General features: G+C 48.5%; 18 protein-coding genes. All 18 read left to right on the top strand.

All coding sequences use genetic code 11. From position 1 onward, the window contains the following. The first annotated feature begins 4 nt into the window (after positions 1 to 4). The 18 genes from LVJ85_RS05615 to LVJ85_RS05530 all read left to right on the top strand — a co-directional run bounded on the left by LVJ85_RS05615 (position 5) and on the right by LVJ85_RS05530 (position 15,086). Positions 5 to 1,354: a PBSX family phage terminase large subunit gene (locus LVJ85_RS05615; RefSeq protein ID WP_244742356.1), complete on the top strand. Its 1,350-nt coding sequence runs from the start codon at positions 5 to 7 to the stop codon at positions 1,352 to 1,354. Next, the gene (locus tag LVJ85_RS05610) at positions 1,351 to 2,817 is read left to right on the top strand and encodes a DUF1073 domain-containing protein (RefSeq protein WP_244742353.1); all 1,467 of its coding nucleotides are present in this window, start codon (positions 1,351 to 1,353) and stop codon (positions 2,815 to 2,817) included. Before LVJ85_RS05615 ends, LVJ85_RS05610 begins: the two co-directional genes overlap by 4 nt. Continuing rightward, positions 2,759 to 3,538: a phage minor head protein gene (locus tag LVJ85_RS05605; protein WP_244742350.1), complete on the top strand. Its 780-nt coding sequence runs from the start codon at positions 2,759 to 2,761 to the stop codon at positions 3,536 to 3,538. The genes LVJ85_RS05610 and LVJ85_RS05605 overlap by 59 nt, the downstream gene beginning before the upstream one ends. Next, positions 3,535 to 4,857 carry a DUF5710 domain-containing protein gene (locus LVJ85_RS05600; protein ID WP_244742347.1) on the top strand — a complete coding sequence of 441 codons (1,323 nt, stop codon included), beginning with the start codon at positions 3,535 to 3,537 and terminating at the stop codon, positions 4,855 to 4,857. Before LVJ85_RS05605 ends, LVJ85_RS05600 begins: the two co-directional genes overlap by 4 nt. A 2-nt stretch (positions 4,858 to 4,859) precedes the next feature. Continuing rightward, complete coding sequence (locus tag LVJ85_RS05595; RefSeq protein ID WP_244742344.1) at positions 4,860 to 6,086, top strand: DUF2213 domain-containing protein; 1,227 nt, start codon at positions 4,860 to 4,862, stop codon at positions 6,084 to 6,086. A gap of 2 nt (positions 6,087 to 6,088) precedes the next feature. After that, positions 6,089 to 6,568 (top strand): hypothetical protein, encoded by a 480-nt coding sequence (locus LVJ85_RS05590; protein WP_244742313.1) that lies wholly within the window; start codon positions 6,089 to 6,091, stop codon positions 6,566 to 6,568. A 3-nt stretch (positions 6,569 to 6,571) separates the two neighbouring features. Then, the gene (locus LVJ85_RS05585) at positions 6,572 to 7,573 is read left to right on the top strand and encodes a major capsid family protein (RefSeq protein ID WP_244742310.1); all 1,002 of its coding nucleotides are present in this window, start codon (positions 6,572 to 6,574) and stop codon (positions 7,571 to 7,573) included. 51 nt (positions 7,574 to 7,624) lie between these two features. Further along, on the top strand, positions 7,625 to 7,969 hold the full coding sequence (locus LVJ85_RS05580; protein ID WP_244742307.1) for a hypothetical protein: 345 nt from the start codon (positions 7,625 to 7,627) through the stop codon (positions 7,967 to 7,969). Between the two features lie 5 nt (positions 7,970 to 7,974). Further along, on the top strand, positions 7,975 to 8,379 hold the full coding sequence (locus tag LVJ85_RS05575) for a DUF4054 domain-containing protein (protein ID WP_244742304.1): 405 nt from the start codon (positions 7,975 to 7,977) through the stop codon (positions 8,377 to 8,379). Then, positions 8,363 to 8,791 carry a hypothetical protein gene (locus tag LVJ85_RS05570; protein WP_244742300.1) on the top strand — a complete coding sequence of 143 codons (429 nt, stop codon included), beginning with the start codon at positions 8,363 to 8,365 and terminating at the stop codon, positions 8,789 to 8,791. Before LVJ85_RS05575 ends, LVJ85_RS05570 begins: the two co-directional genes overlap by 17 nt. Beyond that, entirely contained in the window at positions 8,788 to 9,168 is a 381-nt protein-coding gene (locus LVJ85_RS05565; protein ID WP_244742297.1) for a hypothetical protein, read from the top strand. The genes LVJ85_RS05570 and LVJ85_RS05565 overlap by 4 nt, the downstream gene beginning before the upstream one ends. Next, positions 9,153 to 9,647 carry a hypothetical protein gene (locus LVJ85_RS05560; RefSeq protein WP_244742295.1) on the top strand — a complete coding sequence of 165 codons (495 nt, stop codon included), beginning with the start codon at positions 9,153 to 9,155 and terminating at the stop codon, positions 9,645 to 9,647. The genes LVJ85_RS05565 and LVJ85_RS05560 overlap by 16 nt, the downstream gene beginning before the upstream one ends. 8 nt (positions 9,648 to 9,655) lie before the next feature. After that, the gene (locus LVJ85_RS05555) at positions 9,656 to 11,134 is read left to right on the top strand and encodes a DUF3383 domain-containing protein (protein ID WP_244742293.1); all 1,479 of its coding nucleotides are present in this window, start codon (positions 9,656 to 9,658) and stop codon (positions 11,132 to 11,134) included. A gap of 51 nt (positions 11,135 to 11,185) precedes the next feature. Continuing rightward, positions 11,186 to 11,629, top strand: coding sequence for a hypothetical protein (locus LVJ85_RS05550; RefSeq protein WP_244742290.1), 444 nt, complete (start codon positions 11,186 to 11,188; stop codon positions 11,627 to 11,629). Beyond that, positions 11,629 to 12,030, top strand: a complete 402-nt coding sequence (locus LVJ85_RS05545) for a hypothetical protein (protein WP_244742287.1) — start codon at positions 11,629 to 11,631, stop codon at positions 12,028 to 12,030. The genes LVJ85_RS05550 and LVJ85_RS05545 overlap by 1 nt, the downstream gene beginning before the upstream one ends. A gap of 23 nt (positions 12,031 to 12,053) precedes the next feature. Next, positions 12,054 to 12,224, top strand: coding sequence for a hypothetical protein (locus tag LVJ85_RS05540; RefSeq protein WP_244742284.1), 171 nt, complete (start codon positions 12,054 to 12,056; stop codon positions 12,222 to 12,224). A 159-nt stretch (positions 12,225 to 12,383) separates the two neighbouring features. After that, complete coding sequence (locus tag LVJ85_RS05535; RefSeq protein WP_244742281.1) at positions 12,384 to 14,702, top strand: hypothetical protein; 2,319 nt, start codon at positions 12,384 to 12,386, stop codon at positions 14,700 to 14,702. A 75-nt stretch (positions 14,703 to 14,777) separates the two neighbouring features. Next, positions 14,778 to 15,086 carry a DUF4282 domain-containing protein gene (locus LVJ85_RS05530; protein ID WP_244742278.1) on the top strand — a complete coding sequence of 103 codons (309 nt, stop codon included), beginning with the start codon at positions 14,778 to 14,780 and terminating at the stop codon, positions 15,084 to 15,086. Positions 15,087 to 15,123: the final 37 nt, after the last annotated feature.

Raw genomic sequence — 15,123 nt, 5'->3', positions numbered from 1 at the left:
GACTATGGCAAACCCGTATTTCAAACCGCTGATAAACAAGGCGCGGTACAAAGTGCTTTATGGCGGGCGTGGAAGTGGTAAGTCATATTTCCTTGCTGAGTTAGCGGTTGAAGTATCCCGCAGGATTGATACGGTTATTTTGTGCGCCCGCGAGTTTCAAGGTTCTCTTGATGATTCGGTTTATCAGTTACTTATAGAGACAATAGACCGATTAGGCTACACGGAAGAGTTTGAGATTCTGAAGTCAACCATCACGCATTTGGGAACAGGTACAAAATTTGTCTTTTACGGAATCAAGAACAACGTAACCAAGATTAAATCTATTCAGGGCGTGGGTATCTGTTGGGTGGAAGAAGCCGAAGCGGTAACTAAAAACTCATGGGACGTTTTAATTCCGTCTATCCGTGGCGATAAGAACGCGGAAATTTGGATCAGCTTCAACCCTAAGAACATACTAGACGACACTTATCAGCGGTTTATCGTAAACCCGCCTAAAGACAGCATTATTTTAAAGGCTAATTACGATATAAACCCGCACTTTGAAAACACCCCCTTGCTGGCAGATATGCTGGAATGCAAGGAGCGTGATTACGACCTGTACCGCCATATATGGCTTGGCGAGCCTGTCGCAGATAGCGAGATGGCGATTATTAAGCCCAGTTGGATTGAAGCCGCTATTGATGCGCATATCAAGCTGGGTTTTGAAGCGGCCGGTCAGCGCATATTGGGCTTTGACGTTGCGGACGAAGGCGAAGACGCGAACGCCACGATATTACGGCATGGTTCGGTTGTATTGGATATGGACGAATGGCGCGGGCATGATGTGATTTATTCTGCTGATAAAGCGTACATGTTCAGCCAAGATAAGCGCGTGGATAAAATCGTTTACGACAGTATAGGTGTTGGTGCTGGGGTTAAAGCACAATTTCGGCGCAAGACAGGCAAGGTTCAAACGGTGGGATTCAATGCGGGTGCAGCGGTATACAAGCCTGATGCCAAGTACACCGACGACAAAAAGAATAAGGATATGTTTTCCAACATCAAGGCTCAGGCGTGGTGGGCAGTTCGAGACCGCTTTTACAAAACATGGCGTGCTGTCGAATATGGCGACAAATATCCCGTTGAAGAATTAATCAGCCTTTCGCAGGATATTAAAGACCTTGAGTATCTGAAAGCGGAATTGAGCCGCCCGTGGGTGGATTACGATCATAACGGCCGCGTGAAAGTCGAGAGTAAAAAGGATATGAAAAAGCGCGGCATTCCAAGCCCAAATAGAGCGGATGCGCTGATTATGGCATTTGCGCCGATTCAAGGTGGCTTGAATATCAACCCGAATATATTGAGCGGAATATGAAAAAGAAAAAGCAAAAACGATTGGATGCAAAGGCGATGCGCCGTGCTATCCAACAAATGCCCGAAAAGGCCGTTCAAGTTTACGGATTGGGAATGCCTGAATTACCACAAGGTGTAAAGCCTGAAAACAGTATTGCAATGGATAGCTGCCCCGCTGGAAACTTCGGGGCAGATTTCTTTTTCGGAACGGGCTTTGTCGGCTATCCAAGATTGGCGGAGTTGGCGCAGATTTCTGAATACCGCAGCGTGGTAGAAACCACGGCTAATGAAATGACGCGCCAATGGATAGAAATTAAATCTGTTGGAGAAGACGATAATAGCGAAGTCATCAAGCAGATTAACGAATGCTACGAGCGTTTGAACGTTCGGGATGTGTTCCGCCGCGCGATTGAAACAGATGGATTCTTTGGGCGCGGTCAGATTCTTGTGCAGATTAAAGGTCATGATGATAAACAGGCCAATCCCCTGTTATTGACGGATAAGACGATAGAAAAGGGTAGCCTGAAAGCGTTGGTCAATATCGAGCCGATGTGGACGACACCAGCCGTATATAACGCGGTTGACCCAACAGCGGGCGATTTCTACAAGCCTAAGTCGTGGTATGTCATGGGGCAGGAAATCCACGCAAGCCGAATGTTTACGCTGGTGGCGCGGCCTGTTCCCGATTTACTAAAGCCCGCCTATAACTTCGGCGGTGTCAGTATGTCCCAGTTGATGATGCCGTATGTTGACCGCTGGTTGCGTACTGTTGATTCAATCAGCGATTTATTACACAGCTTTTCGTTATCGGGAATTAAAACCGATATGTCGGGGATTCTTTCCGGTGGCTGTGATAGTGGTGCGGATTTAACGCTGCGCGCAGAGCTGTATAACCGAACAAGAGACAACCGCGGCCTGATGCTGCTTGATAAAGACGCGGAAGAGTTCTTCCAGTTCAATACACCTTTATCTGGCCTTGATGCGCTACTGGCTCAAGCGCAAGAACAAATGGCCGCTCCGAGCCATACGCCATTGGTTAAGCTGTTGGGAATTACGCCAAGCGGCCTGAACGCCAGCACAGAGGGTGAGATTGCCGTTTATTACGACTACATAAAGTCCATGCAAGAAAACCTGTTGCGCGACCCGTTGGACAAGCTGTTGAAACTGGTTCAATTGCACCTGTTCGGCAAGGTTGATGACGACATTACATTTGACTTCGTTCCGCTTGAGCAAATGAGTGAAATGGACTTGGCGAATATCCGCAAGATTAATTCCGATGTCGATAACGGTTATATTCAGTCGGGGGTTTTGTCGGCTGAAGAGACGCGCGAGCGGTTGGCGGCTGATCCAAATAGCGGTTACAACGGCATTGATGTAGAAGATGTGCCGGAAATGTCGGAAGAAGATTTGTTTGGCGGATTAGGCGATGAAGAAACAAACCAACGAAGTAATCCTGAAGCCGATACACCCGAATCTAGGGGTTGAAGCGGCGTACCGGAAAAGCCTAAAGAAGCTGTTGCGTGAAATCAAGCAGGATGTAAATAGCCTGCTTGATAACCACTACCCGAAAGGACTGGCGCAGGACACACTTTCAGACGGCCTTAGTTTGGCTTTATCGCGCCTATTGAAGCGTTGGCTGGATAGATTAGACGTGCTAGCCCCGCAAATAGCCGAGAAGTTTCTCAATCAGTTGATGAAGCACACAGATAAGGCTTTTGAAGTTGCATTAAGGCAAGCGGGCTTTACTGTTAATTTCAGACACACCCATGCAACGAGAAACGCATTTCAGGCCGCATTTGGTGGAAATGTCGGCTTGATACGTTCTATCGCCCAGCAGTATTTAGGGCGCGTAGAAAGTACGGTTTGGCGTTCGATTAATGCCGGTTACGACATGAGCAAGCTAACTAAAGAGCTGCGTAAGGATTTTGGTATCAGCGAACGTAGAGCCGCATTTATCGCGCGAGACCAAACCAATAAAGCAAAAGCCGTGATTGAAAAAGCAAGACGTCAGGAATTGGGTATCACGGAAGCAATATGGATGCACTCCCATGCCGGCAAAGAGCCGAGACCAAGTCATGTGGCTGCCAACGGTAGGCGGTTCAACGTAGCTAAAGGCATGTATCTCGATGGAAAGTGGGTTCAACCCGGAGAAGAAATCAACTGCCGATGCACCAGTAGGGCTGTGATTAAAGGATTTAACTCATGAATCAGAAACAACAGGCTATTTTAGCGGAGGCAAAACGCCTGCTTGCAATGGATAACCGCTGGATTACAGTAAAGCCAAATGGCGCGGAAAACAAAGGCACTCCGGTAGAAATTGACGATTCAGGCCGTATCACAAAAGGCATGGGCGGCAAGCATAAGGGCGAAAAGATTAACGAGATTCGTAAGGATTTTGTTGGTGCTAAATCGCCAAGCAAAGAATTGCAGTCAATCCGTCTGAAAGAGATTGTTTCTAATAATCCTGATAGATATAAAAGTGCTGAAACATCAAAAACAGAGGCAAATCCACCGTCAAAAACCAATATCGGCCATATCGTAAAAGAAACCGAAAAATCCGTTATGGTTAATGCCTATTGCGAGGTTGGTGGGCATGAAAGACCTGTAAAAGTAGGCGTTTGGTTTCCGAAATCAAGATTAGATGAAAATGGCAATGCCCCGCCTGATCTGTTGAGGCAAAGAGAGAAAGAGCTTCAGGATAAGTTTAGAGGAGGCATGAAAAGTTTTGAGCTTGATGGAGGCGCATCTTTTCTTGAGATAATGGGTTTATCAGGAAAAACAGAGCAAGAAGAAAAGCAGGCTATGATTGAGCGGGGTAAGGCTATGACTTCCGCCCCTGAAATCCCGTCTTGGTATGCTGAAATCAGAAGTAAACACAGCAACCCATATTGGAATGGGAAATTCTATGACGGCAAGAAATCAGGCACGCACCGTATTTACGTTTCCAATAAAGAGTACACGATCACAAGCGAACAGAAATCAGAGCTTGAACAGCACCGTAAAGACTGGCAGGCGTTTAAAGCGGGCGAACAGGCAAGCGGCACATATCTGAATGTTCCGTATGAGCAACGCGAACTTGCTAAAAAGCACGGCGCCAAGTGGAATCCTGATAAAAAGAAATGGTATCTGCCTGCCGGTGTAGATTTGGCAGATGAAATCAAGCATTTCAGCCCTGATTACAAAGCGCCGGTTCAGCAGCCATCTTCTTCGTCCGGTGGAAATGCCACTAATCCCAAACCGCGCGTAGATATTAACCAGTTATCCAAAGAAGATTTGAAGTCTCACATTAACGATTTGGAAAAAGCGCGCAAGCGATACCAAAACGTGATGAATGAGGGCGGAGAGGGTTTTAATCCGTATGATTGGGCTATTTCCGAGGCGAACGCGCTATATAGGCGTAAATACAATCCTGAGCTTCAATCTGTTTTAGATAAGATTGATGAAAGCAGAAGAAAAGAGCATGAGCAAATGAAGCGCGATCTGCAGGAAAAAATCGATAGAAACGGAGGCTGGTATCCAGATTGATTATGGATTATTTAGACGAAACCTACGCAATGGATTGTGATAATCCGAAACACTACCGGAAAGAGATAACTTTAGCTCAAGACCGCAGCGCCCGTTCTTACGACAAAGACGGGCGTTTGCATGTTGCGGTATCCAATATCAGCAAGGCTGTGGTCAATCCTTACTACGGCTCAGAGATTCCGAACTTTGAGCGATTGGGGCTTGATGCAAAAAAGGTTTATTACCTGTTGCGAGACCCTAAGGAATTGGAAAAAGCAGCCCCCACATTCCGCAATCTGCCGCTGTTGAACAAACATATTCCCGTATCAGCTAAAGACCCGCAAAAAGACATTGTGGTCGGCAGCACGGGTTCCGATGTGGTGTTTTCAGACGGCTATCTGAAATGCTCGTTGTCTGTTTGGGATGATGAGGCGATAGCCGGAATCGAGAGCGGCGAACAGATGGAACTATCCAGCGCGTATCACTACACGCCCGATATGACAGCGGGAGAGTATCAAGGCCGCCACTATGATGGCGTGATGCGGGATATTGTCGGTAATCATGTTGCCCTTGTCGATGTGGGTCGGGCGGGGCGTGATGTTGTTGTAAGCGATGCAGACCCATTTTATGAAAGGAAAGCTATGAAGCTGAAACAAGGCGCACAAGAGCGCATTAAGGCAGCCTTGAAGCCGTTACTGGCGCAAGATGCCGAATTAAGCCCCGACGAGCTTTTGGAGGTTATCGGGTCGCTGACTAAGGAAGTTCAGACTGCTGAAGATGACGGCAAAGAAATGCCGCCCGAAGAAGTCGGCACTGATGATGATAATCCTGCCGAGAGCGAAGCTGAAACCGAAGATGACGATACCGCAGAGGACGAAGCAGACCCCGACGCGCCCGACGCACCTGAAAACGGCGCACCCAAGCCCGCGCAAGACGCAGCTATTACCAAAGTGGCTATGGACGCAGCAATTAAGGCGGCTGTTGCGCAAGAGCGTAAACGTGCTCAAGCGTTGGCAACGGCGCAACGTGAAGTTGCTCCGTTTGTCGGCGAAGTGGCAATGGATAGCGCGGAAGACGTTTACAAGTTTGCGTTAGAGCAAAGCGGTGTAGATGTTTCAGGTGTACATCCGTCAGCCTACCGCGCAATGGTCGGTATGTTGGGTAAATCAAAAACTGTGGCAATGGATTCTGCGGGCGGCAAGGGTGCTACCACGCAATTTAAAGGCCTTGAACGAATCAGAAAGGGTTAATTATGCCATTTCAAAAAGCAGTAAAACCATATCAAGCCCCCGCCGTTGCGGGGGATTTTGCTTCTGTCAACCCTAATGCTTCTATGTTGGTAGGCGAAGGCGCATTAGTTGCAGGGGAAAGCGGCGTAACCGTTGGCGTATTTGCATGGGCTGATGCTGACGGTAAAGTAAGCAATAAAAAAGGTTCAGGTGGTCGCATCGGCTTTGTGCATCGTGAAATGCAGGCAAGTATTACCGAGTTTTTGGCAGAAAGCGGAAACAAGGTTTTGCCCGGTCAAGCAATCACTTTGGCAACAGGCGGCGACTTTTGGGCGCACTTCCCTGCCGGTGCCGAAATCGGCCAAAACGTGTTTGCCAAAGATGCAGACGGCACGTTGAAGGCGTCGGCGCAAACAACTGAATCAGGTCATACCCTGACCCGCTTTAAAGTAGCATCAAAAGCCGGCGCGGGCGAACTGGCTAAAATCACAACATGGGAGTAACGAATGAATCGAACATTTAACCAACTGGAACGCGATGCCGGTATCGTGTTTATGGGTGGTGGAAAAAAGTTGATGGATGATGCCGTATTGTCGTCTTTGGCAATGGACGCGCAACCAGCTTTGACTACCGTAGGCAATAGCGGTATCCCGGCATGGATGCTGAACTACGTTGATCCGAAACTGATTGAAGTTGTTTTGCAGCCGATGAAAGCCGCCGAAATCTTTGGCGAAGTGAAAAAGGGCGACTGGACGACAGAAACCGCAACATTCATGACTGTTGAGCCTACTGGCGAAGTGTCGAGCTACGGCGACTACAACAACAACGGCGTGAGCGGTGTAAACGTAAACTTCCCGCAACGCCAAAGCTACCATTACCAAGTGTTTACCCGTTGGGGTGAACGTGAGGTTGCGCGTGCAGGCGAAGCCAAGATTGATTACGTTAACCGCGTAAATCAGGCAAGTGTAAACGCCTTGAACCGTTTCCAAAACAAAACCTATTTGTTTGGTGTTAAAGGCTTACAGAATTACGGCATCTTGAACGACCCTGCCCTGCCCTCCGCTACGGTTGCCAGCAAAACATGGGCGGCTTCTACCGGGGAGGAAGTGTACGAATCAATCCGCAAGTTATTCCAAACGCTGTTAAAGCAAACAGGCGGGAAAATCGACATGAACACACCTATGTTGTTGGTGTGTAGTCCGACCGCAAGCGTTGAGCTGACCAAGACCAACCAATACAACGTGAATGTTGCAGACCAAGTGAAGAAAAACTTCCCAAATCTGCGCATCGAAACCGTGCCGGAGTATTCGGCGGCCAGCGGCGAAACCGTGCAATTGATTGTGGAAGAGCTGGATGGACAACGCACGTTGGAGTGCGGTTTTACCGAAAAACTGCGCGCGCACAATATGGTTTTGGAAGCATCAAGCATTAAGCAGAAAAAGTCTCAAGGCACATGGGGTGCGATTATCTACCGCCCATTCTGTATTGCCACAATGACCACCAGCTAACCCTAAAGGCCGTCTGAAACATGACGGCTTTTTTCTTTAAGGAAAAAGACAATGGCTAAAGCAAAAGATACCAAGTCAGCAACTGTAATTGTTGGCTGCAAACTGCCAAACGGCGTGATTTTGGAATTGGGCAGCCAATCGGTAGAAATTAACGGCGCAAACAGCTCTCATGTAATTGGCGGCCACGGCATCACTCATGATGTTGATGCTGAGTTTTTCAACGCATGGATGGAAGCACACGCCGACCGCGACATGGTTAAAAACGGTTTTATCTTTGCGCATGACAAAGCGGCTGACGTTAAAGCGCAATCCAAAGAGCAATCCGACAACAATACCGGCTTGGAAGCTGTCGACCCTTCAGATCCTGCAAACGGTGTGCAAAAAGCTGAGGAGTAATCGTCATGGCGGTAGTGGTTTTAGACATCTGCCGCTTTCGTGAACTTTATCCCGAACTGCCTGAAACTACCCCTGATGTGAAAATCGAGTTTTGGTTTTCACAAGCGCAAACCATTATCAATAATTCGGATTGCAGCATTGTTAAAGACTTGAAAGAGCGTGAAATGCTGCTGTTTTTATTGATGCGCCATTTTGCTGCATTGGAAGAACGCGCGTCTCAAGGCGGATTGGTGGGGCGCATTTCTTCAGCAACCGAGGGCAGCGTTTCAGTTAGCGCAGACATGGGCGGAGTAAGTGGTAATGCTGCATGGTTTATGCAAACGCCGTGGGGCGCAAACTACTGGCAAATGACCGCCAAATATCGCGGTTTCCGTTATATCCCCGGTGGTTGTTATGCGCGGCGGCGATAAGTTCAAGGATGCGCTTAGAACGGCGGTTGAGAAAGCAGCAAGCGGTAAGGTTCGGGTCGGCATCATCCAGCAATCGACGTATGAAGACGGTCAGAGTGTGGCACAAGTGGCCTACTGGAACGAGTATGGCACGGCGCATATCCCGCCGAGACCGTTTTTCAGGCAGACAATTGCCGAGCATAAGGACGAATGGTCAGATAAAGCCGCCGCTATCCTACGGGAAACTGATGGCGATACTCAGGCGACACTTGCCATGATGGGCGAAGGCGTAAAGGGTCAGGTTGTGGAAACCATACAGAACTTTCGTGATCCGCCCAATGCGCCATCTACGGAGCGGAAAAAAGGCTTTAATAAGCCCTTGATAGACACAGGCACGTTATGGCGCAGCATTGATTATGAGATGGAAGAATGAACCTTAGAGCAATCGCAAACGGTATAACCCGTTCGGTCAATCCGAATATGGAAGCGCAATTACTGCTGAATATGGGTTACAGAACCGATGAGGCAGGAAAGCGGGAGCCGTATTTTGAGCAGCATAACGTAACCATTCAGACGCAGAGCTTGAGCAGCACGGAGCGGCAGGAATTTGACGGCTTGATGCAAAACGGGTGCATGTTGTCCGTGTATGTAACAGGCCAATTTGCCGTTCTTCGACGTATCGAGGGAAAAGGCGCGGATAAGCTGGTGTTTGCGCCATACGGCGAAACAGAGCCTACGGAGTGGCTGATTAAACAGGTGTCAGAATCGTGGCCTGATTGGTGCAAGGTGGTGGTATGGCGGCAACATTAAACACAACCCATACCGACATCTATATCGATGTAAGACGGTATCTGTTATCCATGTTTCCCGATAATGAAGTCGTGCAGGGTTACAGCAACAATGTTCCCTTGCCAAACGCCCCGTTTATTTTGATGAATATCATCACGGAAACCGACCTGAACGCCCAAATAAACGAGTTTTCAGGCGGCGGTAAGGCAACGTCAGCCCGAAGCGTAGAAATGGCTATGCAGCTTGATTTCTACGGCCAAGAATCAGGAGAGCGGGCGCGGGTGTTCCAAAACCTTTGGCGCGATTACTACGCCTGCGAAAACTTGGAAAAGTGTCAGCCGTTGTACAGCGACAACCTGCGCTATATCCCTTTAACCAACGAAGAGCAGAACTATGAGGAACGGTGGAGCGTAACCGCTTACCTGACCTATAACCCGACAATCACGCATGATCAGGATTATGTGAACAGCGTGGATGTTTCCATTCAACAGATAGATTGAGGAATTGTATGTTTAAGTCTATTCCAGCATCACAGATTGTGAGCGTTAATCCTGCCGTGTTAAGTTCGGGCGGTTCGCCCTTGGCTTTGAACGGCGTATTTTTAAGTAAGCACGAGAATATCCCTAACGGCCAAGCCCTGCTGTTTGCCACGGCTGATTCTGTGGGCGAGTATTTCGGTATAACCTCAGACGAATATAAAGCCGCTCAGGTGTACTTCAAGGGCTTTGACGGCTCTACCAAGAAGCCGGGCCGTCTATATTTCTATGCTGTAAATACCACGGCGGAAAACGGTTATCTGCTTGGTGCAAGTGTTAAGTCGATGAGCTTGGCAGAGTTGAAGAAAATCAGCGGCAATCTGACGGTTCACGTTGATGGTCAGGCAAAAACAGCGGCCAGCCTTAACCTTTCCAATGCAACCAGTTTTTCCGATGCGGCCAGCAAAATCGGTACGGCCTTGTCCGGTGTTGCCGTTCAATTTAACGAACAATTGCAGTCTTTCAAGATTGTTTCCGGTACTACGGGTAAAAATTCCAAAGTGTCCTTTGCTACCGGCACAACCGCCGATGTTTTGGGCTTGAGTGAAGCGGCTGGCGCGCGCATTTCCAACGGCACGGTAAAGGAAAGCGTTGATGAAATGATGCACGGCCTGACTTCATCTACACTGAATTTTGCGACATTCACAACTGTTTATGAGCCGAGCATTGATGAGAAATTAGAGCTGGCTAAGTGGTCTAATCTGCAAAATGAACGGTTCTTGTATGTCGGCTGGGGTAAAGAAGCTACGGCTATTCAACAAGGCAATACAACCTGTTTCGGTGCCAAGCTGAAAGCTGCTGATTATTCGGGCGTTTGCGCGGTTTATGGCGGCTTAGATAAAGCCGCATTCTTGTGTGGTGCTGTTGCTTCTATCGACTTCTCCGAGCGTGAAGGCCGCATCACGATGGCGTTTAAAGGTCAAGCAGGGTTGGAAGTCGAAGTGAATGACGCAACCGAAGCGCAAATCCTGAAAGAGAACGGCTATAACTACTACGGCGCTTGGGCAACGGCAAATGACCGCTTCCTGTTTCTGTATCCCGGCCAATTGCCCGGCAAATGGAAATGGATTGACACCTACATCAACCAAATCCGCCTGAACAGCCAGTTACAGCTTGCTTTGATGACGTTGCTTACTTCGGCCAAATCCGTTCCGTATAACGCCGTAGGCCGTGCATTACAGCGCGCAGCCTGTCAAGATGCCATCAATGAAGCGGTAAACTTCGGTTCTATCCGCGCAGGCGTTGATTTGTCGGAGCAGCAACGCGCAATTGTGAACAACGAGGCTGGTGTTGATGCTGCATCTCAAATCGAGGGGCGCGGCTATTATCTGCATGTCGGCAAGGCTAGCGCGCAGACACGCGGCAACCGTGAATCCATGCCGATGAAGTTATGGTACACGGACGGTGGTAGTGTACATGCCGTCAATATGGCATCAATCAATATCCTGTAATCAATATAGGCCGTCTGAATTTCAGACGGCCTTTTCCTTTGGAATGAAGATATGGTAAATATTGCAGAAAAAACCCTAACATCCGCCAATAGCGTATTGCTGTGGAAAGCAAAAGGTTATAGCGATCAATTTTCAAAGGCCGAGGGCTATAAAACAGATTCGGCATTTGATTTTTCAGATGTAACCATTGGCGAAACCGTAATGGGTGTGGATGGCATCCAATCAGGTGCCTATATCCAGCACGAACACCAGCTTACCATTACATTTGAGGCTAACTCCCCTACCCGTGCGCATTTTGCCCGTATGTATGAGCGCATGACGCAGGGCATGGAAACATTCCCGTTTGAGTTCCAAGTTGATATTCCATCTTTGGGAATCCGTCGTATTGCCAGCGGTTTTATGGTGCAAATGGCAGGCTTCGGTGCTAAAAAGCGCATGGATGCCGGCAGCTTTGTATTTAACCTAGGCAAGGTTGAAGAAGAGGAAATCGCATAATGGCACTCAAAACTAAAACCATCACCATTGAAAATGGTCGTGATGCGGGCAAACAGTTCATTATTACCGAGATGCCGGCCGCCAAGATTGACAACTGGGCAATGCGTGTCTTGTTGGCATTGGCAGGGGCGGGTATTGATGTGGCCGAGGCTAATCAAGGCATGATGGGTTTGGCCCGTGTGGCGTTTGCGGCGTTGGGCAAAATCCCGCATGACGTAGCCTTGCCGTTGCTTGATGAATTGCTTGATTGCGTGCAGATTATCCCGCAGGGCGGCAGACCCCGCCCGTTGGACTTGGTTTCTCTGAATGATGTGGAAGATTTTGCCAATCTTTGGATGTTCCGAAAGGAGGTATTCAATCTGCACATTGATTTTTTGCAACAAGGCAATGGCCTGAATTAGGTGTGACTGCCGGTGGTGCCGACATGGAATACATCAACTTGTCGGCCATTATCGGCGGTTTGGTTTCCAGCCGGATATGCACGCTTTACGAGCTTCAAAGCGTTTATAGTCTTGAGGATGCACTGAATCTTTGGGAAGTATTAAGCATAGACGGCTATAACCAACATCAGGCTCAAAAAAGACAGGCCGTCTGAATGGCGTCGCAATCAGGACTACATACGCGCAATCGCAGCTAAACACAGTTTTTTAAATACCCCGAAAACGGGGGGTTTAAAAACACCATTCAACCCTGCCGACTACCCCGAATTGATACAGGCTAAACGCGGGCGGTATCACTTTTAAAGGTTTGAACTATGGCAACAGTAATTGACACCCTATTTCTTGAGCTTGGCATTGATGCGTCTAAGTTTTCAGGCGAGGTGTCCAAAGCGGAAAAGCAGCAAGAGAAGCTGGAACAGGCCATAGCCAAAACCGAAGATGCCGAAAAGAACGCCACGAAAGCGGCCAATGAAAACGCCGTAGCCCGCAAAAAGAACGCAGCCGAGCAGAAAAAGGCTGGCGAACAATTGCAGCAGCTTGGCAAGGATATTGCCGTTGTTGCGCGCGGATTTATGGCATTTACAGGCATGCTTTTAGGCGCAAGCGGATTATCCAAGCTGGCGGCAGATGCAGCAAAGGCAAACGTAGAACTGGATAACACCGCTAAAAACCTGAATATGAGCCGTAAAGAGCTATCCGCGTGGAAAGGCGCGGCAGATATGGCAGGCGGCAGCGCGGGCGGCATGGCCGGTTATATGCAGACGCTTTCAGGCGACATCATGAGCCTTGTTATGATGGGGGATACTTCGGTATTGCCCTATTTCAATGCGCTTGGCGTGTCGTTACTGGACAGCAGCGGCAAAGCCCGTGCGCTTGATGATGTGATGCTAGACCTTGCCGACCGCATGAGCGGCATGGACAGACAGCAGGCATACAACCTTGCCCGCCAAATGGGTATGGACGACGGCACGGCCAACGCATTGATACGCGGACGGCAAGAGATGGAAAGAATGCTTGCTATTCAGCGGGATATGTATAAATCCAATGAGGCAGACATTGAAAACTCTCGTAAGTTAACAGAAGCCCGCGCCGTGCTGAATGCCCAATGGGAAAGCCTGAAATTAATGATCGGCAATGCCCTGATTCCCGTTGTAACCTACCTGACGGAGAAAGTGAGCGCGTTTGTTGATTATCTTGTGAAAAACGAGCATCTAACTAAAGGCGTGTTTCTTGGTATCGCAACGGCAATCAGCCTTTTCCTAATTCCGATGCTTATTGCTGGTACTGCCGCTGTATTGGCCTTTATCGCCCCATTTACCCCGCTCATTGCTGCTGTAACCGCATTAGGCGCGGCGTTCGGCCTGTTATACGATGATTACAAGACGTGGGCGGAAGGCGGTAAATCCCTGTTCGATTGGGGTAAATTTACGCAGTACATCAACACTTCGGAGCTTTCGACAGAGAATCTTGGTAAGGCGTTTACCTACCTTTTAACCGGCTATACCGATTGGAGCACCGCAGCAAACAGCCTGCTGGATTGGTTGAAATTGAAAGGGTTTATCGACGCTAACGGCGTGTCGGTCAATTCATTGATTACCGGCTTCAAAAACCTTGCGTCTGAAATTTCAGACGGCCTGATGCCCTACTTACAAGATATTGTTGATATTTTCACGAAACTGAAAGATGGCGACTTGTCGGGAGCGGGCGCGGCGTTGGAAGTGGCAGTAAAGCGCAGATGGGAGTTGGCCAAGAAGATTGGCGGGGCTGTATGGGATAGAGTAACCGGAACTGCCGATATTGCCACCGGCCATGAAGTCGGAACGCTTGGCAATTCGATGCCATCAAGAGAGCAGTATGGTAAAGGCATCAATCTTTCCGGCGGTGTCATGAAGCTGACCCAGCGTGATATAGACGATATTTTGCGGGTTACTGCAACAGAAGCGGTAGGTTCTTTGCAGGGCAAGGCATTTACAGACCAAGTAGGCGGTATCGTTGACACGGTGTTAAACAGAGGTTCGATGCACAAAGGCGGCATTCGCGGCGCAATTAACCAGCGGTGGGCATTCAGCGATATTAATGCACCGAGAAAAACAGCTTACGGAGCAGTTGAAAACGTGCCGTGGAGCAGAGTTACGCCGAAATTGCGGGCAGCCGTAATGGAGCATCTGCAAGCGCGGGCAAACGGCAAAGCATCTACCGTTGACGGCAACACCCATTACGCCAATCCGTATTATCTGCATGAAGCATCTGCATCAACTAAGAAATGGGTTAGAGAAGCACACGATCAGGCTAAACGAACAGGACAGATTTACGGCGCAGGTAAAGCAATACATGTTCACGGAACACCAACGGGCGAACGTAGAGCACCTAAATTTTCCATTAGATTGCCAAGTTCGCTTGCCAGCCAGCCCATAGGCGGAGCGGCGGCGGCCAACATTTCCACTAACACGCGCCGTATTGAAGCGCAGAAACAGGCGGCACAATCGGCAGGTCAAACGGTAAACAGGCATACTCAAGTTTCCGTGAATAACGTAACCATTCAGACGACCGCAAGCAACATGAGCGGTGCCGGTTCGGACTTCGGTAATGCGTTGGCGCAAAGGTTAGATCAATACAACCACGCAATGTCATAAATTCTTGTTGAATGGTTAGGTTTGTGTATTTATAATCGCAAAACCTAACTATTCTGTAATTTACAAAGGGAATTTATGAAAAGTATTTTATTTTTGGATTCTGTGTTATCCACGAAAATTATTACATTGATTTATTGGCTGTTGTTGTTTCTTAATAACATCGGCGCCGTGTTGTTTTTGATTATGGGTTTCTCTGAAAGTGCATCAACCCGTTCTATGGGCGGCAGCGGAATTGCTGTTTTGGCGGGATTGGCTGCTTTGATTTTCGGAAACCTTATTATCCGTCTATGGGCTGAATTTACTGTTGTGATATTCAAAATACAGCAGAATACATATAAGGCATCTGAAAATACAAGAATGATCCTAGAACAGCAGAGAGATTAAAATGAGAAGAAGCCCGCCTTATGGCGGGTTTTTATTG

Origin of the sequence: Neisseria sp. Dent CA1/247 (genome assembly GCF_022870825.1) — a bacterium.
GTDB classification, from domain to species: domain Bacteria; phylum Pseudomonadota; class Gammaproteobacteria; order Burkholderiales; family Neisseriaceae; genus Neisseria; species Neisseria zoodegmatis.
Note: the sequence above shows the minus strand (reverse complement) of the source record. Positions and strands in the feature narration are given on the sequence as shown.